The following is a 24,470-nucleotide window of genomic DNA, read 5'->3' on the forward strand; positions in this document are numbered from 1 at the left end:
CAACCAACCGCGATACTCACGCAGTAGTCATCGGAGAGCCGGATGATCGGAAACGATCACGTCCGGTTCGGGCCGGAGGCCGTTGGAAAAGGACCCACAGGCACCTCGCCAACGGCCTACCGGAACCTGTCGCGGTACGGCCCGGCAGCACCCGGTACGGCACCCGGCCGATGCGCCGCGGAGCAAGTGGCGAACGCGGATCAAATGACACGTAGTGGTATTGTGAAATAGGAAACGGTAGCGCGTCGAGTAGGGAATTTCTCCAGAACTGTGGACTTTTAATTCGCAGCTTTGAAACTACAGGTGGCGGAGCGCGCACAAATAGGGATATTTGGAAACCCGCAGGTCAGGCACCTGGTGGAATGTATGCGCGGCTTCTTCGGGACGGGATCGTCGGTCGTGGCCGACCGGGGTCCACATCGGCTTGGGCACTTCATAGGCGATCGACTGGCAGATGCCTGCACCCGCCATGTGCCTACGTTCTGCCTACGCCGCTCTGTTGCTAGGTGCCACCGTTTCGTGGGCCGATGTCGCCCCGGAAATCGAGATTCATCAGTTCTCATGGCAGAGGGGTCTTTTCCGGGAAGTTCTTCCACGGCCTGCAGCAGGCCCCACACAAGTGGGCCACGGGGAATCTGACGTGCTCGGCCCTGCGTCTCACCTGCATGGGTGAGGTTGTCGGCAAGCACACGGTTCAATCCTTGGCCGCTGGGATGTCCATAGGCGTCCATAGGCCAGGTCGGCGGTTACGGCGATTCGATGAGGGGGCGTAGGGACGCCTGGATCTGCTCGTCGGTGGGGACGACGTCGACGGTGTCTCCCGCGAGGTGGGTTTCGTAGGCGGAGAGGTCCAGGAGGCCGTGGCCGCTGAGATTGAAGAGGATCACCCGTTCGGTCCGCTCTTCGCGGGCCTTCAGCGCCTCGTCGATCGCGGCGGTGACGGCGTGGGCCGATTCGGGGGCCGGGACGAGTCCTTCGGCCCTCGCGAAGGCGGCGCCGCATTCGAAGACGCGGGACTGGCTGTAGGACGTCGCGTCCATCAGGCCCTTGTCGTACATTGCACTCACGATCGGAGCGGCGCCGTGGTAGCGGAGCCCTCCGGCATGGATGTGGTACGCCGTGAACCTGTGGCCCAAGGTGTACATTTTGACCATGGGTGTCATACCGGAGTAGTCGGTGTAGTCCATGACGTATCTGCCCCGGGTCATCTTGGGGCAGGCGTCGGGTTCGACGGCCAGGAACCGGGTGCCGGCGTTCTCCTCCCGCGCGGCACGGTAGAAGGGGAACGTGATCCCGGCGAAGTTGCTCCCCGCGCCCATCGCGCCGATCACCACGTCGGGGAACTCGCCGGCCAGCCTCATCTGCAGGAGGGCCTCCTCGCCGATGACCGTCTGGTGCAGCAGGACGTGGTTCTCGCCGCTGCCGATCGAGAACCGTGCCTCCTTGCGGGCATTGGCGTACTCGATCGCCTCGGCGTTCGCTATGCCGAGGCTGCCCGGTGAGTCGGGGTCGGCGCGCAGGGCGGCCCTGCCCACCTCGGTCTCCATGCTGGGGCTCTCGATGACCCGGGCGCCGTTCATCCGCATCAGCGTGCCCCGGTACGGCTTCTGCCGGTAGCTGGACCGCACCATGAACACGGTGCACTCCATGCCGTAGGGGTGGCACGCCATCGAGAGCGCGGTGCCCCACTGGCCGGCGCCGGTGCCGGTGATCATCTCCTTGACCCCGGACTGGGCGTAGTAGTAAGCCTGCGCCAGCGCGGTGTTGATCTTATGACTGCCGGACGGACTCGTCCCCTCGTACTTGAAATAGATGTGCGCGGGGGTGTCGAGTTCCTTTTCCAGCCTGGTCGCGCGGTACAGAGGCGTTGGACGCCAGCGCTGGTACTCCGCCCGGACGGGTTCGGGGATCTCAATGAACCGGTCACGTCCGATGCTCGGCCGGTACATGGAGAGCGGAAGCTGCGGATTCAGTGTCTTCCGTTCCCCGTTCACGGCCGGCGCCGAACGCGGCGCGGGGATCTCGAACGGCAGATCCGCGAGGACGTTGTACCAATGCGTGGGAACCCGGTCGGCCTCCAGGTCGAACACCTGGCGCATGTTATTCGTCAGCACCCTTCGCGTCGACGATTCCCCGGATCAAGCGCACGAGGCTTCCAACATCGCTCAGCTCCGCGGCCATCACGTCCTCGTCGTCGATCTCGATGTCGCATCGCTTCTCGATCTGGACGAGGATATGCAGCAGGCTCAGCGAGTCCAGTCCCACCATCGGAGAGTAGAGCGAGACAGTCTCGTGGAGCTGCGCGCGGTCGATGCCCAATTCGAGTACGCCGATCACGACGTCCTTGATCTCCGCTGTCAGATCCGGATTCTTGGCACGATCCACAGCATGTCCCTCTTCTGCAGGCGTCGTCTCGGGAGATTTCCTTACGGAGCGGGAGGCTTGGCGGGAGCCGATATCCGAGAAGTCGGCCGCCTTCGCCGGCGACAGGACTTCGCGTGTCGACGGCTCCGGCCGTCGACCTCGCCCGTCCGAGCCTCCTGGCGTTGCCAGGCGGACCGGCCGGGGCGCGTCCACGGGCTGCAACGTTCACCACTGCGGTTGGCTGACGGTCGGTACCGTACGACAGGCATCTGCGGGGCGCAAGAGATCACTCGGAGCCGCTCGGGCTGGCACCACCTGCCCAAAGTTCACACTTTCCAAGATCAGATATCTCATGGACAATGGGCAGCGGCCTGTCCGGACGGGCCTGGTTTTCCATGGCCGACTCCCGTGAGGCGAGGGGTGGAGCATCGTGATTCCACACAGTGATGGGACGGTCACTTCATGCCGCCCGGCCTGGAACCTGTCATCGTTCCCGGCCATCGGCCCGCCACCTTCAGAACCGTCCTAGCCGGAAAGGCGGCCACGCGTCACCGGGGCGTTCTTTCACCACATCCGCTGTCTTTGAGCGGGCGGGAACTTGATCTGGTTCCCGATATCGCATGAGATATTGCTCGGCTGAACGGAGAGCCATGCGATTCGAATGGGATAACGACCAGGCCCGGCTGTACCGGGATTTTCGCAGGCTCGGCGAAGAGGCGTTGAGTAAGGACGTGGCCGAACGCGACAGAGCCGGCATGTTCGGTCGCGACGATTGGACGATCTGCGCCGAACGCGGATTGCTCGGCCTGATACTGCCGCCCGAGTACGGCGGCGCCGGACGTGACCCCGTCGCCTATGTGCGCGCGATGGAGGGCCTCGGCCACGGCTGCCGCGACAACGGCCTCATGATGGCGATGGGCGCGCACGTGCTGGCCGCCGAGGTCCCGATCTGGAAGTACGGCGACGAGGACCAGCGGCGCAGATATCTGCCGCAGCTCGCCTCCGGACGGTTCATCGGGGCGAACGCGATGACCGAGCCGGGAAGCGGATCGGACGCGCTGTCGCTCACGACCACGGCCGAGCGCGACGGCGACTTCTACCGGCTGACCGGGCACAAGCTCTACGTCACGAACGCGCCGGTCGCCGACGTGTTCGTCGTCTACGCGACCGTCGACCGGAACCTGGGCTTCACCGGGGTCACCGCGTTCCTGGTGGAGCCGGCCGACGTCGGTGTCTCGGTGAAGGAACAGACCGAGAAGATGGGGCTGCGCACCGCACGCTGGGGAGAGATCAAGCTGGACGCGTGCCGGATCCCCGCCTCCCGGCGGCTCGGCGCGGAGCGGCAGGGAGGGGCCATCTTCGCGCGGACGATGGCGTGGGAACGGTCCCTTCTGCTGGCGCCGTGGCTCGGCGTGCTGGAACGCGAGATCGACGAGTGCGTGCGCCACTGCCGCCGCCGACGCCAGTTCGGAAAGCACATCGGGCATTTCCAGTCGGTCTCCAACCGGATCGTCGACATGCGGATCCGCTGGGAGCTCTCCCGGATGCTCCTCTACCGCGCCGCCGCGGAGCTCGACGGGACGGCGACGACCATCTTCCCCGAGGCCGGCAAGCTGTACGTGAGCGAGGCCGCGGTGGAGATCTTCACGAGCCTGACGCAGATCTACGGAGCCCTCGGCTACTCGTCCGAAGGGCACACCGAACGCAATCTCCGGGACGCCATCGGCATGACCATCTCGTCCGGCACCTCGGACATGCAGCGCGTGGTCATCTCCGGGAAGCTCGGCATCACCTGGCCGGACACCGAGGGAAGCGGGGACTCCAGGTGAGCGGCCTCGGTGACTACCTCCGCCACTGGGCCGGGAAGCGGCCGGAGGCGCCCGCAGTCGAGTTCCAGGGCCGGACACTGACCTACGGCGAACTGGACGCACGCAGTTCGGCCCTCGCCGGCACGTTGATCCGCAACGGCGTCGCCCCCGGTGACAGGGTCGGCCTGTGGCTGCAGAAGTCGATCGAGTCGGTGACCGCCGTCCACGGCGTCCTGAAGGCGGGCGCGGCCTACGTCCCGATCGACCCGAGCGCGCCCTTCAAGCGGGCGGGCCACATCATCGAGCACTGCGACGTCGCCTGCGTGATCGCTCAGGACGACCGCGTCGAGTGGCTGCGGGAGCACTTCTCCTGCCCGATCGTGTCCGTCGGCCCCCGGCAGCCGGACGACTCCGTCATCGGCTGGGAGGCGGCGGTGTCCGCCGATCCGGCCGAAGACCTGCGCCTCCCGGACGTCGATCTCCGGAGCCCGGCCTATATCCTGCACACCTCGGGGTCGAAGGGCACGCCCAAGGGGGTGGTGCTCTCGCACGGCAACGCCGTCGCGTTCGTGGAATGGGCAGTCGACGAGTTCGGCCTCGACTCCGACGACCGGGTCTCCAGCCACGCACCGTTCCATTTCGACCTGTCCGTCCTGGACCTGTTCGCGACGTGCAGCGCCGGCGGCTGCGTAGTGCTGGTGCCGGAGAGCCAGGTCGGACTCGGCGGCGCACTCAACAAACTCATCGCCGACCAGCGCATCACCGTGTGGTACTCGGTCCCGGGAGCCCTGACCCGGATGCTGGCGGCGAAGAACGGCGGGCTGCTGGCGGAGTCGCCGCTGCGCGTCGTCCTCTTCGCGGGCGAGCCGTTTCCGATCGCCCACCTCCGGCGGCTTCACTCGCTCGTCCCCGGGGCGGCCTTCTACAACCTCTACGGCCCGACCGAGACGAACGTGTGCCTGTTCCATCCCGTCCGCGCGTCCGACCTCGAGCCGCATCTCACGCGGCCGGTGCCGATCGGGCGCCCCTGCCCGTACGCGAGGACGTTCGTGGTCGACCAGGACGGCCGTCCGCTGGAGTACGAGCCGGGGCGGTCCGGGGAACTCTGCGTCGCGGGTGACTCGGTGATGCTCGGCTACTGGCGGGACGACGGCCTCACAGCCGCCAAGACCGTGCTGATCCCGCAGGACGGCGCGGAACCGCTGAAGGCGTACCGCACCGGCGATCTGGTCCGCGTCGACGACGACCTGAACCACGTGTTCCTCGGGCGTGAGGACGACATGGTGAAGATCCGCGGCCACCGTGTCGAGATCGGCGAGGTCGAGGCGGTCCTGTCGGCTGCGGACAACGTCCGGGAGGTCGCCTGTGTCGCGGTCGGGGACGGTCTCGACGATCGCGCGATCGAGGCGTACCTGGTGCCGGAGGAGCATCCGCTCGACGTCTGGCCGGTGCGGCGGCACTGCCTGGCCGAGCTCCCGCGCTACATGGTCCCAGAGCGGTTCCATGTCGTCGGCGAGCTCCCGACGACCGGCACCGGGAAGATCGACCGGCGCGGTCTGGTCGAGTCGTAGGCGGGCACGGCGATGAAGGTTCTGACCGAGACTTGGTGGAGCGCGCCGATCGGCCGCGAGAAGACGGTGACCGTCGTCCTGCCGCCGAGCTATTCCCCCGTCGGCAGGCCGTTCCCAGTGCTGTATCTGCTGCATGGTTTCGGCGGCAACCGCAACACCTGGCTCCAGTGCGCCGACCTGTCGACCGTGGTGGATTCCAACCGGCTCATCCTGGTGCTTCCCGAGTCTGGACGAGCCTGGTTCATCAACGACGCGAAAGGACGGCGCTACGAGGACTACCTCGTCCGCGAGGTCGTCGACCACGTCGATGCCCGTTTCAACACCGTGGCGACCCGGGACGGGCGGGCTGTCGGCGGCTTCTCGATGGGCGGCGCCGCCGCGCTCTACCAGGCGTTGCTGCACGGTGACCGGTTCTCGGTCGTGTGCAGCAACGGCGGCGCATTCGAGGCCCCGCTGCGGGAGGGCGACCCGTACCACGGCTTCCGCGGCGACCGGAGCCTGACGATTCCGTCCACCAGAGACCATGAGCGCGTGTGGGGTCCGGTCGGCAGCGAGGTCAGGCGCAGATACGACCCTTACTCCCTCATCCGCGACCGGGACCCGGACCACCCGCTCGAGGTCTATCTCGACGTCGGCCTGGACGACTATCCCCGGATGATCTCGATGAACCGGAGGACGCGGGACGCGCTGGCCGGCGGTTCCGTCCCCCACGAGTACCGGGAACGCCCCGGCGGGCACGACTGGGACTTCGTCAATGCCGGCCTTCCCCGCCTCTTCGCGTTCACGCAGGGCCATCTCCTTTCCGCATGACCTCCACGGCCCCACGAACGGCCATTGGCGAATGGCCACCGACAAAACGACGGACGACGACCAGAGGACTGCTCATGTGCGGCATCACCGGATGGGTCGACTGGACGCGGGACCTACGGCGGCAGCGTCCCGTCATCTCGGACATGACACGAACGCAGACCCCGCGCGGTCCGGACGCCGAGGGCATATGGCTGTCCCGGCACGCCGCGTTCGGGCACCGGCGGCTCGCCGTGATCGACGTCGAGGGCGGCCGGCAGCCGATGGAGCGGACCGGACGGCGTGGCGAGCAGGTCGTCATCACGTTCAGCGGCGAGATCTACAACTTCCAGGAGCTGCGTGCGGAGTTGCGGTCGGCAGGTTGGTCGTTCAGCACCCGGTCGGACACCGAGGTGCTGCTCGTCGCCTATCTGGAGTGGGGCCCTGACCTCGTCCACCGGCTCAACGGGATGTACGCGTTCGCCATCTGGGACGACCAGAAGCAGCGGCTCCTCCTGGTGAGGGACAGGCTGGGCATCAAGCCGCTCTACTACGCCCCTGTGGGCGACGGCATCGTGTTCGGGTCGGAGCCCAAGGCGCTGCTCGCGCATCCCGAGATGGCCGCCGAGGTGGACCTGGAGGGGATCGCCGAGCTGATGGCCGTCCCCCGCGCCAGAACGCCTGGGCACGCCGTCTACCGGGGGATGCGGGAGGTCAGGCCCGGTTGTCTGGTCATCGCCGACGCGTCCGGGCACCGGGAGAGTCGGTACTGGCAGGTGGAGGCCCGGCCCCACACCAGGGACTTCCGCGCCACGACGGAGGACATACGCGCCCTGCTCACCGACATCGTCGACCGCCAGCTGGTCGCCGACGTGCCGGTCGGCACGCTACTGTCCGGCGGGATCGACTCGAGCGCCATCACGGCGATGGCGGCGCGGACGTTCGAGGGCGAGCTGACCAGCCACTCGGTGAGCGTCCCGGCGCCTGCGAGCCCGGGCAGCGACTCCTGGCGGCCGAGCCCGGACGAGCCGTACGCAAAGCTGGTGGCCGAGCGGCTCGGCCTCAAGCACTTCGTGACCCAGGTCAGCACCGAGAGCCTCGTCGAGGGCCTCGACCACGGCCTGCGGGCGCGCGACCTTCCCGGCTGGGGAGATCTCGACACGTCGATGTACTACCTGTTCCGATCGGTCCGGGAGCAGTGCACAGTCGCCCTCTCAGGGGAGTCCGCCGACGAGATGTTCGGGGGCTACGCCTGGCAGATCGACGAGCGGTTCGTCCACCACACGTCGTTCCCCTGGATGTACGGGAGGCGGCAGCCGCAGCACCTGCTCCGGGAGGAGATCAGGCGCGAAATCCGGCCGGAGGAGTACGAGGCGGAGCGTTACCGGCAGGCGCTGGGCGAGGTTCCGCACCTGGAGGGCGAGGACGCCGTCAGGCGCAGGCAGCGGGAGGTGTTCTACCTCGGCCTGACGCGGTGGCTGGGCGCGCTGCTCGACCGAAAGGACCGGATGAGCATGGCCGTCGGCCTCGAGGTGCGGGTCCCGTTCGCCGACCACCGGCTCGCCGAGTACCTGTTCAACGTCCCGGCGGAGCTGAAGGCGGACGGCGGGATCGAGAAGGCGCTGCTGCGCCGGGCCGTCGCGGACCTCCTGCCGGACGAGATCGTCACCAGGCCGAAGAGCGCCTACCCCGCCAGCCAGGACCCCGGGTACGTGGCGGCCATGCAGGGACTCGTCCTCGACGTGCTCGACGAGCCGGACGCGCCCCTCTTCGACCTCATGGACCGAGAGAAGGTCCGGACGGCGGTCACGTCCGAGCTGGACACGCTGCCCGGCCCGATCACCGCCCGGACGTCCGCGATCGGCCTCTCCTACCTTCTCGAGCTGAACCGCTGGCTCGGCGGGGTCCGCGTCGTGGCGTGATCAGTCGTGACGTGATCGGCGGACCGGCGTGATCACGGGGTCCGCGGGTGCGGTGGGCGCGCCAGCGCGTACCGCACCCGCAGCTCGGCCTTCCGGATCTTGCCGGTCGCGGTCCGGGGGAAGTCGTCGAGCACCTCGAGGCGCTGCGGCCAGTACGCCTTGGTCATCCCGGCCTCGTCAAGCGAGCGCTGCAGCTCCTCGAGGGTGACCGGCGTTCCCGGATGGGCCGGGCGGACCACCGCGGTGATCGTCTCGTCCTCGCGCTCGTCACGGAGGCCGATGACCGCGACCTCGTCCACGCCGGCGTGCCGTCCGATGATCGCCTCCAGGTCGGTGACCGGCGCGATGTTGGCGTTGCGCAGGATCATGTCCTTGGCCCGGCCGGTGATGCGGATGCCGCCGCGCCCGTCGGGACGGGCCAGGTCCCCGGTGTTGAACCAGCCGTCCGCGTCGAGCTCGGCGTCGTACAGGTCGTCCCGGCGGAAGTAGCCGAGGCACTGCGTCGGGCCGCGCACCCACAGGACGCCCTCGCCGTCGGTGCGGTCCGAGACGGGGTCGATCCGCAGTTCCATGTCCGCGATGGGGCTGCCGTCGCTGTGCGCGGCCCAGTCCTCCGGATCGTCCCGTCGGGTGATCGTCGCCGGGCCATTCTCGGTCATGCCCCACAGCGAGAACAGGCGGAGCCCGAAGACGTCCTTCGTCTCGCTGATGAAGTACGGGGGGATCGGTGCGGATCCGCTGACCAGCCAGGCGAGGTGCGGGATGTCGCGCGGGCGGGCCCTCTGCTCCCCGATCAGGCTCAGCAGGTAGAAGGGCGCGCAGTAGAAGAAGGTGACGCCGTGGGCCGCCATGAGGTCGAGGGCGTCGCCGGGCTCCTTGGCGTCCTGGAACGCCATGGTCCCGCCCAGCATCAGCGGCATGAGCATGCCCTGCACGACGCCGGTGTAGTGGGTGTACAGCGCGGTGGTGTACATGACGAGGGTGTCGTCGAGCCCGAAGACGTCCGCCTCGCCGCGGACGGCCGCGTACAGCGTGTTCTGGCTGTGCAGGACGCCCTTGGGCTCGCTCGTCGTGCCCGAGGTGAACAGGACGAGGTAGGGATCGTCGGGGCCGAGCTCACGTCCGTCGAGCAGGTGGCCGTGCCGCTCCTCCCAGGCGGTGCCGAAGAAGAACGACTCGAACTCGCCGGTACCGTCCGGGCCGGGGCCGTCGGCGACGAACACGCGCTCCAGGGACGGCAGCTCCGCGGCGAACTCCGCGCCCAACTCCCCCAGCTTGTCGCCGTTGTCCTCGGCCATGGTGATGAGCACCCGGGCCTCGGTGACGCGCAGCATGATGTCGAGTTCCCGGCGCCGGTAGGTCTTCATCAGCGGGCAGTACACGACGCCGGCGCGAACGCAGGCGAGCGTCAGCGCGGCGAGCTCCCACCGGTCGGTGAGCTGCGCGGCGAGGACGTCGCCGGGCCGCAGCCCGAGCTCGACCAGCGCGCTCGCGCAGCGGTCGACGGCTGCGGCGAGTTCCTCGTAGTCGAGCCGGTGCGTGCGCCCGTCGGAATGGCGCCGAGTGACCACCGCGGTCTTGTGCGGTGTGTCGCGCACGTGGCGCCGCAGGTCGTCGAGGAAGGTCTCGTCCCGCCACCAGCCATCGTCGCGGTAGCGCGCAGTGGTGTCGGCCATGTCTGCCCTCCCGTTCTGTCCTCAGCGAGAACTCGGTGTGGTCGAGCCGCTCGTTCGGGACCGCCAGGAGTGAAGATCCATGATCTTCACCGGTTTGTCCAGGCCCCTGGGAGGATGTCCATCAGACCGTGGCGGCGCGCCGTCGTCGGTTAGCTTCCGCCCGAGCCCTGACACCCCCGGCATCCGCGAGGACCTCATGCTCTTCGACAGCCGCGACCCGCACGACGAACGAGGTGGCGGGGCGGCGCTCGCGCTCCTGGCCGCCTGCCAGCTCGTCCTCGTGGTGGACGCGTCGATCGTGAACATCGCCCTGCCCGGCATCCAGCGCGGCCTGGGTTTCACCGACGCCGAGCTCTCGTGGGTGGTCAACGCCTACACCCTCGCTTTCGGCGGCCTGCTGCTCCTCGGGGGACGGGTCGGCGACCTGCTCGGGCACCGGCGGGCGTTCATCGCGGGCGTCGCGCTGTTCACCGTCGCATCGCTGGCCGGGGGCCTCGCGACCGCGCCGGGGTGGCTGCTGGCGGCGCGGGCCGCGCAGGGCGCCGGCGCCGCGCTCGCCGCGCCGGGGTCCCTCGCGCTCATCGCCACCACCTTCCCGGACGGGCCGCGCCGGAGCCGCGCGCTGTCGGTGTTCGCGATCGCAGGCAGCGCGGGCATGGTCGCCGGGCTCGTCCTCGGCGGGCTCCTGACCGCGTGGACGTCCTGGCGCGCCGTGCTGTTCGTGAACGTGCCGGTCGGGGCGCTGATCGCCCTGCTGGCGCCGCGCGCGCTGCGCGAGTCCCGGGCCCGGGAGGGACGCTTCGACCTCGCCGGGGCGCTCACCTGCACGTCCGGGTCGACGGTGCTCGTGTACGCGCTGATCCGCGCGGCGGAGCACGGCTGGGGCGACGGCCTGACGGTGGGTGCGTTCTGCGCCGCCGCGGTTCTGCTCGCGTCGTTTCCGGTCGTCGAGACGCGCGTCCGGCAGCCCATCATGCCGCTGGGGTTGTTCGGCGAGCGCGACCGGGTGGGCGCGTTCCTCATGCGGCTGCTGCTCACCTCGGCCATGAGCGGGATGATGTTCTTCCTCACCCTCTACGTCCAGCAGGTCCTCGGGTACGGGCCACTGGCGACCGGGTTCGGCTTCCTGCCGACGACGGTCGCCCTCATCGCCGCCAGCCGGGCCGTGCCCCGGCTGCTGCCCCGGTACGGCGCGCAGCCGGTCATGGCGGCGGGCGCACTGCTGTGCGTGGCCGGGATGGTGTGGCTGACGCGGGTCCCGGAGGTCGGTTCCTACGGGGCTGTGGTCCTGGGGCCGGTGCTGCTGTTCGGTGCCGGGACCGGGCTGGTGGCGGTGGCGGCGACGTTCGTGGCCATGGCGTCCGTCCCGGCGGAGGAGGCCGGTGCGACGTCGGCGTTCCTGCAGAGCATGCAGCAGATCGGCGGGTCGCTGGGCGTCGCCGTCCTGGTCACCGCGAACGGCGCCGCGGCACACGACGCTTCCCACGGCGGCACCGCGCAGGTGGACGGCATGCGGGACGCGTTCACCGCGGGCGCGGTCTTCACCGTCGCGATGCTGGCGACGGCGCTGTTCGCCTTCCGCCGGCGCCCCGCCGATCAGGCTGACGATCAGGTGGGGGACCCGGTCGGTGATCCGGGACGTTCCGGGTCGCAGATCTGAATGCGCAGCTCGGAGAGGTAGCGCCGGCCCTGCGCGTCCTCCAGCCACGCCTCCTCGGGCCCGGGCAGCAGCTCGGTGAACGTCACGGGGACGTCGTCGCCGGACGAGTCGCGGGCCGCGCGAATCATCGAGGCGAACGCCGACACGTACCGGGGGCCGCTGAAATCGACGTACGTCGGCTTGATCTCCGTGCCGACCTTGGCGAACACACGCTCCGGCAGCCCGAGGGAGGCGCGCAGACGGCGGGCGGCCAGGTACTCGGGGACGACGCCCTTCTTCGGGGCGATCCCCGTCCCGCCGACGGTCGTGCGCCAGGTCTCGCGGACGACGACCAGCCGGTCCATCGTGATGCGCGGGTGGTGCGCGCCGGTGCCGATGCGCTTGAACGCCTCGGCGCCCAGCCAGCCGAACAGGAGCGAGAACACCTCGCGCAGCGGACGGTGAAGCCCGGCCGGGCCGGTGGCCACCAGTCTCCCGTCGTGGTCGGTGACGGTGAGCGTGGCGGTCGGCAGGACGCGTCCGGGGTCGGCTCCGGGCGCCGCCGTGAACGCGAGCTGATGGTCGGTGGCGCCCAGAACCGGGGCGATGCGCGCGGTGTACTGCGGCCACCAGGTCGGGTACAGGGGGCGGAACTGCGGGCCGATGTCGGTGGCCGCGGCCTCGCGCAGCTTGTCGGGGTCGGGGTGCCGGTCGGTGAAGACGGCGCTGTCGAGCGTGGGCCACGCGGTGTGCATCTCGCCGAGCACCAGCGAGAACTCCCCCGCCGCCAGCGCGGCGACGCTCGGCGCGCAGATGTGCAGATCGGGGCTGTGGATCCGGGCGGCGGCCCAGCCGGGGCGGTCGGCGGCGAACAGCCGGGCGGCCTGCTCCGCCAGGTCCGCGCTGTGCAGGTGCAGGCGGCGCTCGCCGGGTGTGGCGGTGTCGAGCCCGACCAGTTCGTTCCAGCGGCGGGCGAACTCGGCGGCGACCGCGTCCGCCGGACGATCCTGCCCGGTCAGCAGCGGCTGGACGGCGTCCCAGAACACCGGCATCTGCACGCCGTCCGCGCCCGGTTCGCGCAGCCGCTCGTAGAGCGTGCGGAAGGCGTCGTCGTAGGCCTCCGCCAAGGCGGCCGAGACCCACCGCGCGGCGGGCAGCAACACACGCCCGAACGGCCCGGAGAGCGCCTCGAGGATCGGCCGGCCGAAGGAGATGTCCAGGTCGCGGACGGTGTCCTCGAAGCAGACGCGCCGTCCCGCGTACATCTGACCGTCCCGGCGCTGGGGCTCGGCTCCGGTCACGGCCGTGAACTCGGCATCCAGGTTGTCGAGGGCGTCGGCCAGGGCGTCCGCGTCACCGGCAGCGGCGGCCACGGCGGCGCGGGCCTGGTCGAGCCTGTCGAGCCCGGCCAGCGCCCGCTCGCGGGCCCGGGGTTCGGGGATCGCGGTAAGGGCGTCGCGCAGGACGCGTTCCGCCCGCGAGTTGTAGGGCATGTTCACGCCCCGCCAGACGACCCCGCCCTCCACCAGCCGGTCGAGCGCCTCGGCGTAGCGCAGATCGGGGGCGATCTCGGCCGCGGGCCGGACGCCGTCGCACCGCGACAGCACCGTCGCTTCGACGTCGTCCAGGGGTATGGGGTCCTTGCCCGGCTGCAGGAGGTGTCCGTCCTGGACGGCCAGGTGCGGGTGGACGCCGACGGGCAGCCAGGGTGCCACGTCCGGATCGGTGAGCAGCGTGGTGACGTACGCCTCCAGCACCCAGAACTCGTAGGAGACCTGGCGCGACCGCACGAGCCCCGGGCCGGGCCGGGCGATCACCGCCGTGGCCGCCTCCGGGTCGAGCGTGCTCCAGGTGACGGGGCCGAAGAAGCCGATGGTGTCGTTCTTGCCGCAGTAGCGCTGCCAGTAGCGGACCACCGCGTTCTCCCGCGCGCGCCGCTTGTGGCGGGCACGGCGGAGCTCCTTCCCGGTCTTCCCGTTCTCGCGCGACGGCTCGGGCTCGGCGAGCCGCGCCAGGTTGCGGGCGGCGGCGAGGTTCTGCCATGTCAGGGCTTCGCGGAAGAGGGGATCGGTGGCCACGTCCAGGGCGGCGTGTCCCGCGTCCGCGATGGCGGTGTCCAGGGCCCGCGTGAAGTCGGCCTCGCTCGCGCGGTTCTCCAGGAAGGCGTCCGCGACGGCCGCGCATTCGGGCGCGCCGAAGAGGGTGAGCCCGTCCGCGGGGAATCCCGTGGTCCGGAGGACCGCGTCCTCCCAGACCGCCCATTCGGTACCGGGAAGCGGAACTGAGTGTTCGTTGTCGCCCACGCGGCCTCCTGCCGACGCCGGAAACGGTTCTCCCCCCGACGAAGATCACCTTAATGTGATGATCGTCCGCCGTCACCGTCCCCGGAGGTGCGCATGCGCTGCGACGGCCTTTTCCTCAACGGTCCGGCCCACCGCCTTCCGGCGCCAGTGGACGTTGCGGAGGCGGTCGCCGACGGCCGCTACGACCCCGCTGACCTGGCCGCCGACGAGTACGCCTCCATCACCGTCGCCACGGACGAGGCGCCGCCCGAGATGGCCGTCGCCGCGGCGCGGCTGGCGCTGAGCCGGGCGGGGACGCCGCCGTCCGGGATCGCGCTCCTGCTGCACGCCTCGACGTGGTTCCAGGGTCTCGACTATTGGCCGACCGCGTCGTACGTCCACCGCGAGGTGCTTGGCGAGGACGGACGGTACGCGCCCGCGCTCGACGTCCAGCAGATGTGCGCCGGGGCCATCGGCGCGATCGAGTTGGCCGCCTCGTACCTGACCGCCGACGCGTCCCGGCGCTGCGCGCTGGTCACCACTGCCGACCGCTTCGGCGGGCCCGGTTTCGACCGGTGGCGCGCGGACGTGCCCGGCCTGGTCTACGGGGACGGCGCGGCCGCGGTGGTGGTCGGCAGGGAGGGGTTCGCCCGGCTGCTGTCCGTCTCGACGGTCGTGGACACCGCGCTCGAAGGCATGTACCGGGGCGACGAGCCGTTCGCCACGGCACCCGGCCGCACGGTGGACGTGCGGACCCGCCGCGCCGCGTTCGCCGCCGCCGACGCGCGCCGTCTCGTGGGCAGTGTGCGTGAGCGGACGACCGCGGGCCTGACCGAGGCCGTGGCCCGGACCCTGGAGGAGGCCGGGCTGAAGCTCGGCGACGTCGCCAGGGTCGTCTTCCCGAACGTGGGCCTTCGCGTGCTGCGGACCGGCTACGCCGAGCCGCTCGGCCTGGACGTCGCGCGCACCACCTGGGACTGGGGCCGCCGCACCGGCCACATCGGCGCGGCCGACCAGCTGGCCGGGCTCGCGCATCTGGCCGAGTCCGGGCAGGTCAAGCCGGGTGACCTGGTGCTGCTGGTCGGGATCGGCGCCGGGTTCGCCTGGACGTGCGCCGCCCTCGAGATCACCGCCCGCCCGGACTGGGGCGCCTGACGCCGGACCGGGTCGGCTGACGCCCGGGGCGAGGCCGGGCGCTCACGCGGTGTCGTCGGGTGCCCGTCGCGGCGAGCGGGGCCGCACCCGGGCGGCATCGCAAGCTCCGTTTGCTCTGTTCTGGCGTCCGCCGCCGAAACATTGGTACCGGTCGAGCCGAATGGTTCCTTTCTTCAGAAGATCATGTTTTCATGCAGACTGATCAACTCGCGCCGGTCCTCCCAAGGGGTCGTGGTTGCCGATGAAGGTGCTTTACATCACCGGTTGGTGCCGCAGCGGGAGCACGGTGCTGGGCAACGTCCTCGCCGAGGCGCCCGGCGTCGTTCACGTCGGTGAACTGCGTTTTCTCTGGCGCAACGGCGTCCTCGGTACCGGCAGCAACGGCCGGTGCGGGTGCGGGCTGAACCACCGCGAGTGCCCGGTCTGGTCCCGGGTGCTGGAGGCGGTGCGGCCGGACGGTCGGACCCTCGCCCAGCACGCCGCGGACGTCGTGGCCTGGCAGGAGGCCTACCGCACCCGGCACACCTGGCGAGCGCTGCGGACCGCACCGCACAACGGATGGCCCGCCACGCTCGCCGCCACCTACCATGCGATCGCCGAGGTCTGCGGCGCGCACACCATCGTCGACAGCTCCAAGTACGCCTCCGACGCCGCGCTGCTGTCCGCGCTGCCGGGGATCGAGGCGTCCTACGTCCACCTGATCCGCGACCCGCGCGCCGTCGCCTGGTCGTGGATGCAGCCCAAGGCGTACACCGGGCGCCGCTCCGCGCTGAACAGCACGCTGCTCTGGACCGGGTTCAACCTGGCCGCCGAGGCCGTCGGCCGCACCCACCGCGCGGACGCGCTGCACTTGCGCTACGAGGACTTCGTGCGCAGCCCGCGCAGAGCCGTCGCCGACATCCTGGAGCTCATCGGGCACGCCGGACCCAACCCCGTCGCCGCCGACGGGACGGTCGAACTCGGCAGGAACCACACCGTCACCGGCAACCCGAACCGGTTCGGCCGCGGCCGGACCCCCATCGACGAGGACCGCCGATGGCACACCGAGCTGCCCCGCCCGCAGCGGGCCGCGACCACGCTCCTGGCGCTTCCGCTCCTGCGCCGGTACGGCTACGAGACGAAGGTGTGACATGGATCTGGGACTGAACGGAAAGGTGGCCGTGGTCTCGGGCGGCTCGTCGGGCATCGGCCTGGCGATCACCCGCGACCTGGTTCGCGAGGGCGCCACGGTGTCGATCGCGGGCCGCGACGCCGGACGGCTCGCCAAGGCCCGCGACGAGATCGCCGCCGACCTCGGCGCCGAGGTCGGCACCCGCGTGCTGGACCTGCGCGACACGGGCGCCGCGCGCGCCTGGGTCGACGACACCGCCGCCGAGCACGGCGCGGTGAACATCGTGGTCAGCAACGCCGGAGGGCCGCCCGCCGGGCCGACCGGCGCGTTCGGCCCGGACGGCTACCGCGACGCGGTCGACCTGGGGATGATCTCCCACATCGGGTTCGTCCAGGCCGCCCTGCCGCACCTGCAGCGGGCGGGCTGGGGGCGGATCCTGATCGTCGCCAGCGAGACGATCCGCGACATCATCCCCAAGTACGCGCTGTCGGCCATCGCACGGTCGGGCCTGGCCGCCTACGCCAAGACCCTCGTTCACGAGCTGGGGCCGGGGGACGTCACCGTCAACGTCCTGGCCCCCGGCTACACCGCAACGGACGCGCTGCTCAGCGGCCTCGACGGCGACGTCGAGGCGGAGACCGTCCGGATCGCGGAGCAGGCGGACATCCCGCTCGGCCGGGTGGCCCGTCCCGAGGAGGTCGCGGCGGCCGGAACGTTCCTGCTGAGCGCCCGCGCGAGCTTCGTCACCGGAACCGTCCAGGTCGTCGACGGCGGCCGCTCCCTGGGGATGTGAACCTTGTCCGAAGTGCGCATGATGCTGGACGATCCCGAACTGACCCGTCGCAGCCCCGGTGAGGAGTTCGCCCTCGCCCACGCCCGGTACGGGCCGAAGGCGGCGGTCGAGCTGCGCGCCTCCATCAGCGACCTGTTCCCGCCGGCCAAGCGCCGGCCCCGGCTGACCGTCCGGCATCTGCTCCGCAAGGCGGTCGTGGACGCCGACGAGGTCACCGTGTTCACCGAGCGCGCCGAGAACGTCGCGCCGGACGACGCCGCCCCCGAGTGGAAGTTCGAGGTGGGCGCGCGGACGGTCCGGACGCAGACGATCCGGGCCGCGGTGCCGGTGCCCGCCGAGATCCTCGCCGACCCGGCCGCGCTGGCCGCGTTCGTCGACTACCGGCTGCTCGTCCGGCTCGGCACCGCCGAGAACGACGCGCTGCTCAACGGGTCCGGCGACATCCGCGGCCTGCTGCGCACCCCGGGCATCCGGCACCGCGAGCCCGGTGCCGCGGACCGGTCGGCCGCCGCGACGCTGCTGGCCACGGCCGCGCTGTGTGAGTGGTACGGCGGGTCGGCCGACGGGATCGTCATGCACCCTGACGACTGGTGGCCCCTGGTGGACGACGGCGCCTTTCTGGAGCGGCTCGCCACGCAGGGCGTCAAGGTCAGCCGCACCCGCATGGTGCCGCCGGGGACGGCCCTGGTCGGCGACTTCACCGCTGCGGCGACGCTGCTGGACCGCCGCTCCTCCACGATCTGGTTGGCCGGCGAGGAGCTGGTCGCCGAGATCCGGGAGGGGCTCGCCGTGCACTTGCCGGGCCACTTCGTGCTCGCCACACTCCCGGGCCGACGATGACGGACCGGGTGGCGACGAACCTGGCGACGACGGCCCACCAGGTGCGCGAGCACATCGTCGGCATGTGCGCCGGGCCCGAGGGCGGCCACCTCGGCGGGTCGATGTCGCTGGTGGAGATCCTCACCGTCCTGTACTTCGAGGTGCTGCGAATCGACCCGGTGCGTCCCGCCGCGCCCGACCGCGACGTGCTGATCCTCAGCAAGGGGCACGGCGCCATCTGCCTGTACGCGGTCCTCGCCGAGCGCGGGTTCTTCCCGGCCGAAGAGCTCGCGGAGTACGCGCGGCCGGGAAGCCGGCTGATGGGCCACCCGATCCGCGCCGTCCCCGGGGTGGAGATGCCCACCGGCTCCCTCGGCCACGGCCTCGCGCTCGCCAACGGTTTCGCCCTCGCCGACCCGAACCGACGCTGCTTCGCCGTCATGGGCGACGGCGAACTGCAGGAGGGATCGGTGTGGGAGGCGGCCATGACCTCCGTGTCGCTCGGGCTGGGCAACCTGACGGCCGTCATCGACCGCAACCGCCTGCAGCTCACCGGGCCCACCGAGGACACGGTCGGTCTCGAGCCGCTCGCCGACCGGTGGCGCGGCTTCGGCTGGACGGTCCGCGAGGCCGACGGCCACGACTTCGACGCGCTGCGGGCCGCACTCGAGCCGGGTGCGACGGACCGTCCGACGGTGGTCATCGCGCATACCGTCAAGGGGCGCGGGCTGCCGTCGGTCGAGGGCCGGGCCCACTCCCACTACGCGACGCTGGGTACCCGCCAGGCCGAACGCGCCCTGGCCGTCCTGCGCGCCCGGCACAGGAGGGCGACCTCGTGACCGAACAGAGCCTCCACACCAGACCGGACGAACCGCACCCCGCGAAGCCATCCACGAAGCCAGCGACGAAGTCACCGTCGAAGCCGCAGGCGAAACCCCTGCCGGCGCGGTCGGCGCGAGAGGTGTACAGCGCCCTGCTGCCCGAGCTGATGCTCGCCGACGAGCGCCTGTACTGCCTCGACAGCGACACCGGGCTGTTCGACGTGGACGCCTTCGCCGCCGTCCCCGGCCGCTACCTCAACCTCGGCATCGCCGAGCAGAGCCTCATGGGCACCGCCGCGGGCCTGGCCGCGAGCGGGAAGACCCCGTTCGTTACCACCATGGCCGCCTTCGCGGCGACCCGCGCGCTGGAGGCCATCAAGATCGACATCGTGTACAACGCACTGCCCGTACGGATCGTGGCCACCCACGGCGGGCTGGCCGCAGGCCATCTCGGCCCGACCCACCACGCCCTCGAGGACCTGGCCGTCATGCGGGCGCTGCCCGGCCTCACCGTGGTCGTCCCGGCGGACGCGGCCCAAGCCGAGGCGGCGATCCGGCAGAGCGCGGCGCTGCCCGGCCCGGTCTACGTGCGGCTCGGCCGCAAGGCCACCCCGGACGTGGGCGGCGGCGCGTTCGAAATCGGCCGTGCCCAGTGGCTGCGCCCCGCCGCGCGGCCCGGGGACGTGGCGATCATCGCCTGCGGCCCGCACCCGGTGCTCGCGGCGTTGCGCGCCGCTGACCGGCTGAAGGCTCGCGGCGTGCGGGCCATCGTGCTGAACCTGCACACGCTGCGTCCGCTCGACGTGGACGCGGTCGTGGCGGCGGTCGCGGGCACGGCGGGGGCGGTCACGGTCGAGGAGCACTGGCGGTCCGGCGGTCTCGGTGGCGCGGTCGCCGAGACCCTGGCCGAGCACGCGCCGGCCCGGGTCCTCCGGGTGGGCATGCCAGACGTGTTCGCCAGGCGGGCGGGCGGTCAGGACGACCTGCTCGACCGGCACGGCATCACGGCGGACGCGGTCGTCACCGCGGCGATAAACCTGATCACCGGATTCCCTGGAGGTGGCACGGATGACCCGGACCTGTCCCGAGTGTGAGGGCCCCGTCGAACTCGCCGAGCCGGTGCGGCTGAGCGAGATCGCACAGTGCGCCGACTGCTCCAGCGAGCTGGAGGTGGTCGGCCTGGACCCGGTCTCACTCGCCCTCGCGCCCGAGATCGAGGAGGACTGGGGCGAGTGAGGCCGCTGGCCGTCCTCGCCTCCCGGGTGCGGTACGAGGAGAAACGCATCTTCGCGGCCCTGGAGCGTCGTGAGGTGCCGTACACGCACGTCGACACCCGCCGGTTCAGCGTCGAGCTGGGCGACACGGCAGGCGGTGGGCCGTTCTTCGCGGCGGCCCTGAACCGGGAGATCTCCCACAGCCGCGCCCTGTACGCGTCCCTGCTTCTGGAGGCGCGAGGCGTCGCGACGGTCAACCGGTCCGACGTGATCGAGATGTGCGGCGACAAGCTGCGCACATCGCTGGCGCTGGAACGTGCCGGGGTCCCGTCGCCGCGCACGGCGGTCGCGCTCAGCCCGGACGAGGGCGCCGACGCCGCCGAGCGATTGGGCTTCCCGGTGGTGATCAAACCGCTGGCGGGCTCCTGGGGACGGCTCGTCGCGGCGGCCCACGACCGCGACACCGCCGAGGCTCTGCTGGAGCACCGCGCGGCCCTGCCGTCCCCGGTGCAGCACATCGTCTACCTGCAGGAATTCGTCGACAAGCCGGGGCGAGACATTCGGATGATCGTGGCCGGGGACGATGTCGTCGGCGCGACGTACCGCTATTCCGACAGTTGGCGCACCAATGCCGCACGGGGTGGGCGCTCCAAGCCGTGCCCGCTCGTCCCCGAGCTGGTGGCGGCGGCGCTCGCTGCGGCGCGTGCGGTGGGCGGCGGGGTGCTGGGCGTCGACCTCGTCGAGGGTCCGGACGGGCCGCTGGTGCTGGAGGTCAACCACGCCGTCGAGTTCCAGGGCTTCCAGGCCGCGCACGGCGACACCGTGGACGTGGCGGACGCGATCGTCGCGTACGCCATCTCGGCGGCGGAGCAGAACGACGACCACGTACCTCTCAGGGAGGCACAGTGATCCGGGTCGCCGTCATGGGCGCCGCCGGCTACCTGGGCGGCGAGCTGCTCCGGCTGCTGATCGGACATCCCGGGGTGGAGGTCGTCCAGGCGGTCTCCACGCGTTTTCCGGGTCGCCGCGTTGACTCCGTCCACCCGAATCTGCGCGCGCAGACCGACCTCGTGTTCAGCGCGGCGGACGATCTGACCGGCTGCGACGTGCTGTTCCTGGCAACGCCGCACCGAACCACCATGACCCTGCTCCCCAAAGTCCGGGCACGAGCCGGGACGGTCATCGACCTGTCCGGCGACTTCCGGCTTCCCGATCCCGCCGTCTATGAGCGGTATTACGGCCTGCCGCATACCGCGCCCGAGCTGCTCGGCGCGTTCGTCCCTGGCGTCCCGGAACTGTTCCGGGACGACCTGGCCAAGGCCGATCTGATCAGCGTGCCGGGATGCATGGCCACTGCGGCGATCCTCGCGCTGCGCCCGCTGGCAGGGCTGGTCGGCCCGGACGTGCAGATCGACGCACGAACCGGGTCGTCCGGCTCTGGCGCCCTCGCCGGGGACGGCAACCTGCACGCCGAGCGCAGTGGCGCGATGCGGGTGTTCGCGCCGGTGCGGCATCGGCACGAGGCGGAGGTGTCGCGGCTGACCGGGCTGAACGCGCGGATGACCGCCACCGGTGTCGAGGCCGTCCGTGGCGTGCAGGTCGTCTGCCACGCCACCGGGACGGCCGACGAGCGGACGATCCGCCGCGCCTACCGCGAGCACTACGCGGACGAGCCGTTCGTCCGGATCGTCGCCCATCGCAAAGGCGCCCACCGGCTCCCCGATCCCAAGCTGCTGTCCGGTTCCAACTACTGCGACGTCGGGTTCGCGGTGGACGGCGACCGGATCACCGCGATCGCCGCGCTGGACAACCTGGTCAAGGGCGGTGCGGGCGCGGCGGTGCAGTGCCTCAACATCCGCACCGGCCAGCACGAGACCCTGGGCCTGGGGTTTCCCGGCCTGCATCCGGTCTGATGGGCGTCACGGTCGTCAAGTGCGGCGGCGCGGTGCCCGCCGAGACGGTCTGTGCCGACCTCGCAGACCGCGTCGGCGAGGTCGTCCTCGTGCACGGCGGCGCGCCCGAGATCGAGCGGCTGTCCGGCGAGCTGGGGGTGGCGTCCCGCACCCTCGTGTCGCCCAGCGGCGTGACCAGCCGGCACACCGATCCCGCCATGCTCGACGTGGTCACGCTCGCCCTCACCGGACGCGCCAAGCCGCGGCTGCTGCGCGCCCTGGCGGGGCACGGCGTCCCGGCCGTGGGCCTGACCGGGCTGGACGGCGGGCTGCTGCGGGCCCGACGCAAGGCGGCGCAGCGGGCCGTGCGAGACGGCCGGACCGTCGTCGTCCGCGACGATCACAGCGGGCGCGTCACCGACGTCCGGCCGCGGGTGCTGCGCGTGCTGCTCGACGCGGAGTTCGTCCCGGTTGTGTCGCCACCCGCGACCGGCGAGGACGGGGCGCCGGTGAACGTGGACGCCGACCGGGCCGCGGCGGCGATCGCGGCCGCGCTTGGCGCCGAGCGGCTCGTCATGCTGACCTCGGCGCCGGGGGTGCTGCGCGACGCCGCGGACGCCGGCAGCCTGCTCGGCCGCTGCGCGCTCCCCCGCGAGGGCCCGGTGCCCCACGCGGCGAGCGGCGGCATGCACCGCAAGCTGATCGCCGCCCGCGAGGCGCTGCTGGCCGGCGTCCCCCGGGTGTCGGTCTCCGACGGACGGGTCCCCCGCCCGGTCACCGCTGCCCTGGGCGGCGCCGGCACCATCCTGGAGATCACCTGACTTCCTCCCCCTCGTTAAACGAGGGGGATTCCAACGGCTCGCGCCGTGAGGCTTTCTGCTTCGTCGCCGACTACCCCGTTCAGGAGCAGTCCCGTTGAGGTCTTACACCGGCTTCACAAACAGACACGGCCGGCCCAGCCGCCAGGATGTTGCGCGCTGCGTTCAGGTCCCGGTCGTAGGTCGCGCCGCGGCCACGTACGTACGTGCAACGGCATCTTCTCCTACAGACCCTCTCACCGGTGGACAGAGTCAGCAGATGATCCAGGCCCACATCCACCCCGACCACCGTGTCTGTGGCGGGGAGGGGCTTGACACTGGGGTCCTCGACCAGCAGGCACACGATCCAGCGTCCCGCCGGGTCCTACGAGACGGTCGCGGTGGACGGCTTCGAGCACTCGGGCAGGGGCCGGGACCACACGATGTCCAGCGGCTCACGCACCTTGGCGAGGATCAGCCCCCCATCCCGGAAGCGGAACCGAGAGGTAGCGTACTCGGCGGACATCCGCGACTCCTTCCGGCTCTTGACACCAAACCGACGGATCCGAGCACCGCCATTCGCCCTGGCGGCGAATGCCAACCCCTGGTCCTGCTCCGCAGGAGTCCAATTCCTCCCCCCGCTGAAGCGAGGGGCTTCCTCGGAGGTATCCGATGAGCACCCCGGTCGACCTGCTGCACGACATGCTCGCCATCCCGTCGCCGTCCGGCGGGGAGGACGAGCTGGCGCGCTTTCTGGAGAAGTCCATGAATGACCTCGGCCTCGCCGCGCGCCGCGACGAGGCCGGCAACGTGATCGGCGACATCGGCACGGGGAACGGGCCGGTGGTGATGCTCCTGAGCCATCTCGACACTGTGGACCGGCCGCTCCCGGCGCGGCGCGACGGCGACCGGCTGATCGGCCGTGGCGCCGTGGACGCCAAGGGCCCGCTCGCCGCGATGATCTGCGCCGCGGCGGCCCGGCCGTCCTTCCCCGGGACGATCCGGGTCGCGGGCGCGGTCGAGGAGGAGCGGCTGTCGCGCGGCGGCGAGCATCTGGCGCGCACGCTCCCGGCGCCCGACGCGCTGCTGGTCGGCGAGCCAAGCGGCTGGTCCCGGGTGGTGCTGGGCTACAAGGGCAAGATCGACCTCGACTATCGGGTAGCGCGTCCGGCGACGCACTCCACCAATCCCGCAGCCAAGGCCACTGAGGCGGCCGTGGGGTTCTGGCACGACCTGCTGGACGCCCTCGGCCCCGAGCGCGACCACGGCACGTTCGGCCTGCCCGCCGCCACGCTGCGCGGGATGCACGGTGACCCGGCCGAAGCCTGGCTCGACATCGACTGCCGGATTCCTCTCGGGTTCGACGCCGACTCCTTCGCCGAGCGGCTGCGCGCGTGCGCGAACGGCGGCGAGATCACGGTCGTCCGGCATGTCCCCGCGGTGCGGAGCGGACGGGGCGACCCGGTCGTGCGGGCGGTGTCGGCGGCGATCCGGCGGTGCGGCGGCGAGCCTCGTCCCACCCTCAAGACGGGCACGTCCGACATGAACACCGTGGCGCCGCACTGGAACGTGCCGATGGCCGCGTTCGGCCCGGGCGACGGCTCTCTGGACCACGCGGACGACGAGCACATCACGATCGATGAGTTCCTCAAGGGTGTGGACGTTCTCACAGCGAGCCTGGACGAACTCGCCGCCGCCCTGTGACGAAGCACAGGACGGCGGTCGGCGCTTCAGCGCTCGGTGTCGAGCGTTCAAGACTCAGTGTTCGGCGTGTTCGGCGTGTTCGGCGTTCTCGGCGCGGGCCGACCGCGATGGGCAGT

Annotated in this window: 20 protein-coding genes and 1 pseudogene; 16 read left to right on the forward strand and 5 right to left on the reverse strand. The window is 71.2% G+C overall.

The genetic code is table 11. The features are described 5' to 3' along the window. Window positions 1-746 precede the first annotated feature (746 nt). Both ABEA24_RS48525 and ABEA24_RS48530 read right to left on the reverse strand, forming a co-directional pair. On the reverse strand, window positions 747-2,090 hold the full coding sequence (locus ABEA24_RS48525; RefSeq protein WP_425551330.1) for a TrpB-like pyridoxal phosphate-dependent enzyme: 1,344 nt from the start codon (window positions 2,088-2,090) through the stop codon (window positions 747-749). A 10-nt stretch (window positions 2,091-2,100) separates the two neighbouring features. Beyond that, window positions 2,101-2,577, reverse strand: coding sequence for an acyl carrier protein (locus ABEA24_RS48530; RefSeq protein WP_345442462.1), 477 nt, complete (start codon window positions 2,575-2,577; stop codon window positions 2,101-2,103). A 437-nt stretch (window positions 2,578-3,014) separates the two neighbouring features. On the opposite strand from ABEA24_RS48530, the gene ABEA24_RS48535 reads away from it, so the two are divergent. From ABEA24_RS48535 to asnB, 4 genes are all read left to right on the forward strand, one after another. After that, window positions 3,015-4,193, forward strand: a complete 1,179-nt coding sequence (locus ABEA24_RS48535) for an acyl-CoA dehydrogenase family protein (RefSeq protein ID WP_345442464.1) — start codon at window positions 3,015-3,017, stop codon at window positions 4,191-4,193. Then, a complete protein-coding gene (locus ABEA24_RS48540; RefSeq protein WP_345442466.1) occupies window positions 4,190-5,743 on the forward strand; it encodes an amino acid adenylation domain-containing protein in 1,554 nt (517 codons plus the stop codon). The genes ABEA24_RS48535 and ABEA24_RS48540 overlap by 4 nt, the downstream gene beginning before the upstream one ends. A gap of 12 nt (window positions 5,744-5,755) precedes the next feature. Beyond that, window positions 5,756-6,553, forward strand: a complete 798-nt coding sequence (locus tag ABEA24_RS48545) for an alpha/beta hydrolase (protein WP_345442467.1) — start codon at window positions 5,756-5,758, stop codon at window positions 6,551-6,553. Window positions 6,554-6,627: 74 nt separating this feature from the next. Next, on the forward strand, window positions 6,628-8,451 hold the full coding sequence (asnB, locus tag ABEA24_RS48550) for an asparagine synthase (glutamine-hydrolyzing) (protein WP_345442469.1): 1,824 nt from the start codon (window positions 6,628-6,630) through the stop codon (window positions 8,449-8,451). Between the two features lie 32 nt (window positions 8,452-8,483). Here asnB and ABEA24_RS48555 read toward each other — a convergent pair whose 3' ends face one another. Further along, window positions 8,484-10,127, reverse strand: coding sequence for an AMP-binding protein (locus tag ABEA24_RS48555; RefSeq protein ID WP_345442471.1), 1,644 nt, complete (start codon window positions 10,125-10,127; stop codon window positions 8,484-8,486). Between the two features lie 196 nt (window positions 10,128-10,323). Between ABEA24_RS48555 and ABEA24_RS48560 the strand changes: the two genes are divergently transcribed. Beyond that, complete coding sequence (locus tag ABEA24_RS48560; RefSeq protein WP_345442473.1) at window positions 10,324-11,787, forward strand: MFS transporter; 1,464 nt, start codon at window positions 10,324-10,326, stop codon at window positions 11,785-11,787. Here the strand turns inward: ABEA24_RS48560 and ABEA24_RS48565 are convergent. Further along, window positions 11,736-14,069, reverse strand: a complete 2,334-nt coding sequence (locus ABEA24_RS48565) for a lantibiotic dehydratase (RefSeq protein WP_345442475.1) — start codon at window positions 14,067-14,069, stop codon at window positions 11,736-11,738. The two genes, ABEA24_RS48560 and ABEA24_RS48565, sit on opposite strands and share 52 nt — an antisense overlap. 93 nt (window positions 14,070-14,162) lie before the next feature. On the opposite strand from ABEA24_RS48565, the gene ABEA24_RS48570 reads away from it, so the two are divergent. From ABEA24_RS48570 to ABEA24_RS48615, 10 genes are all read left to right on the forward strand, one after another. Continuing rightward, the gene (locus tag ABEA24_RS48570) at window positions 14,163-15,203 is read left to right on the forward strand and encodes a ketoacyl-ACP synthase III family protein (RefSeq protein WP_345442477.1); all 1,041 of its coding nucleotides are present in this window, start codon (window positions 14,163-14,165) and stop codon (window positions 15,201-15,203) included. A 241-nt stretch (window positions 15,204-15,444) separates the two neighbouring features. After that, window positions 15,445-16,332 carry a sulfotransferase gene (locus ABEA24_RS48575; RefSeq protein WP_345442479.1) on the forward strand — a complete coding sequence of 296 codons (888 nt, stop codon included), beginning with the start codon at window positions 15,445-15,447 and terminating at the stop codon, window positions 16,330-16,332. Window position 16,333: 1 nt separating this feature from the next. Beyond that, entirely contained in the window at window positions 16,334-17,107 is a 774-nt protein-coding gene (locus ABEA24_RS48580; protein WP_345442481.1) for an SDR family NAD(P)-dependent oxidoreductase, read from the forward strand. Between the two features lie 12 nt (window positions 17,108-17,119). Beyond that, window positions 17,120-17,947 (forward strand): family 3 encapsulin nanocompartment shell protein, encoded by an 828-nt coding sequence (locus tag ABEA24_RS48585; protein WP_345442647.1) that lies wholly within the window; start codon window positions 17,120-17,122, stop codon window positions 17,945-17,947. Then, window positions 17,944-18,765 carry a transketolase gene (locus ABEA24_RS48590; protein WP_345442483.1) on the forward strand — a complete coding sequence of 274 codons (822 nt, stop codon included), beginning with the start codon at window positions 17,944-17,946 and terminating at the stop codon, window positions 18,763-18,765. The genes ABEA24_RS48585 and ABEA24_RS48590 overlap by 4 nt, the downstream gene beginning before the upstream one ends. After that, window positions 18,762-19,841 carry a transketolase family protein gene (locus ABEA24_RS48595; protein ID WP_345442485.1) on the forward strand — a complete coding sequence of 360 codons (1,080 nt, stop codon included), beginning with the start codon at window positions 18,762-18,764 and terminating at the stop codon, window positions 19,839-19,841. Before ABEA24_RS48590 ends, ABEA24_RS48595 begins: the two co-directional genes overlap by 4 nt. Further along, window positions 19,816-19,983, forward strand: coding sequence for a lysine biosynthesis protein LysW (lysW, locus tag ABEA24_RS48600; RefSeq protein ID WP_345442487.1), 168 nt, complete (start codon window positions 19,816-19,818; stop codon window positions 19,981-19,983). The genes ABEA24_RS48595 and lysW overlap by 26 nt, the downstream gene beginning before the upstream one ends. Further along, the gene (lysX, locus tag ABEA24_RS48605) at window positions 19,980-20,870 is read left to right on the forward strand and encodes a lysine biosynthesis protein LysX (RefSeq protein ID WP_345442489.1); all 891 of its coding nucleotides are present in this window, start codon (window positions 19,980-19,982) and stop codon (window positions 20,868-20,870) included. Before lysW ends, lysX begins: the two co-directional genes overlap by 4 nt. Next, window positions 20,867-21,874 (forward strand): N-acetyl-gamma-glutamyl-phosphate reductase, encoded by a 1,008-nt coding sequence (gene argC / locus ABEA24_RS48610; protein WP_345442491.1) that lies wholly within the window; start codon window positions 20,867-20,869, stop codon window positions 21,872-21,874. Before lysX ends, argC begins: the two co-directional genes overlap by 4 nt. Then, the gene (locus ABEA24_RS48615; protein WP_345442493.1) at window positions 21,874-22,674 is read left to right on the forward strand and encodes a [LysW]-aminoadipate kinase; all 801 of its coding nucleotides are present in this window, start codon (window positions 21,874-21,876) and stop codon (window positions 22,672-22,674) included. Before argC ends, ABEA24_RS48615 begins: the two co-directional genes overlap by 1 nt. A 214-nt stretch (window positions 22,675-22,888) precedes the next feature. Here the strand turns inward: ABEA24_RS48615 and ABEA24_RS48620 are convergent. Next, a pseudogene (locus ABEA24_RS48620) lies at window positions 22,889-23,197 on the reverse strand (RNA-guided endonuclease TnpB family protein); the annotation flags it as partial. A gap of 125 nt (window positions 23,198-23,322) precedes the next feature. Here ABEA24_RS48620 and ABEA24_RS48625 point away from each other — a divergent pair. Beyond that, complete coding sequence (locus ABEA24_RS48625; RefSeq protein WP_345442495.1) at window positions 23,323-24,354, forward strand: M20/M25/M40 family metallo-hydrolase; 1,032 nt, start codon at window positions 23,323-23,325, stop codon at window positions 24,352-24,354. Window positions 24,355-24,470: the final 116 nt, after the last annotated feature.

Origin of the sequence: Actinoallomurus vinaceus (genome assembly GCF_039542055.1) — a bacterium.
Classification (GTDB): domain Bacteria; phylum Actinomycetota; class Actinomycetes; order Streptosporangiales; family Streptosporangiaceae; genus Actinoallomurus; species Actinoallomurus vinaceus.

What these genes read in the sequence shown, in the direction of transcription:
- asnB (WP_345442469.1), top strand. Translation starts at nt 6,628, where the DNA reads ATGTGCGGCATCACCGGATGGGTCGACTGGACGCGGGACCTACGGCGG.
- ABEA24_RS48535 (WP_345442464.1), top strand. Translation starts at nt 3,015, where the DNA reads ATGCGATTCGAATGGGATAACGACCAGGCCCGGCTGTACCGGGATTTT.
- ABEA24_RS48570 (WP_345442477.1), top strand. Translation starts at nt 14,163, where the DNA reads ATGCGCTGCGACGGCCTTTTCCTCAACGGTCCGGCCCACCGCCTTCCG.
- ABEA24_RS48555 (WP_345442471.1), bottom strand. Translation starts at nt 10,127, where the DNA reads ATGGCCGACACCACTGCGCGCTACCGCGACGATGGCTGGTGGCGGGAC.
- lysW (WP_345442487.1), top strand. Translation starts at nt 19,816, where the DNA reads ATGACCCGGACCTGTCCCGAGTGTGAGGGCCCCGTCGAACTCGCCGAG.
- ABEA24_RS48575 (WP_345442479.1), top strand. Translation starts at nt 15,445, where the DNA reads ATGAAGGTGCTTTACATCACCGGTTGGTGCCGCAGCGGGAGCACGGTG.
- ABEA24_RS48625 (WP_345442495.1), top strand. Translation starts at nt 23,323, where the DNA reads ATGAGCACCCCGGTCGACCTGCTGCACGACATGCTCGCCATCCCGTCG.
- ABEA24_RS48590 (WP_345442483.1), top strand. Translation starts at nt 17,944, where the DNA reads ATGACGGACCGGGTGGCGACGAACCTGGCGACGACGGCCCACCAGGTG.
- ABEA24_RS48580 (WP_345442481.1), top strand. Translation starts at nt 16,334, where the DNA reads ATGGATCTGGGACTGAACGGAAAGGTGGCCGTGGTCTCGGGCGGCTCG.
- ABEA24_RS48560 (WP_345442473.1), top strand. Translation starts at nt 10,324, where the DNA reads ATGCTCTTCGACAGCCGCGACCCGCACGACGAACGAGGTGGCGGGGCG.
- ABEA24_RS48545 (WP_345442467.1), top strand. Translation starts at nt 5,756, where the DNA reads ATGAAGGTTCTGACCGAGACTTGGTGGAGCGCGCCGATCGGCCGCGAG.
- ABEA24_RS48615 (WP_345442493.1), top strand. Translation starts at nt 21,874, where the DNA reads ATGGGCGTCACGGTCGTCAAGTGCGGCGGCGCGGTGCCCGCCGAGACG.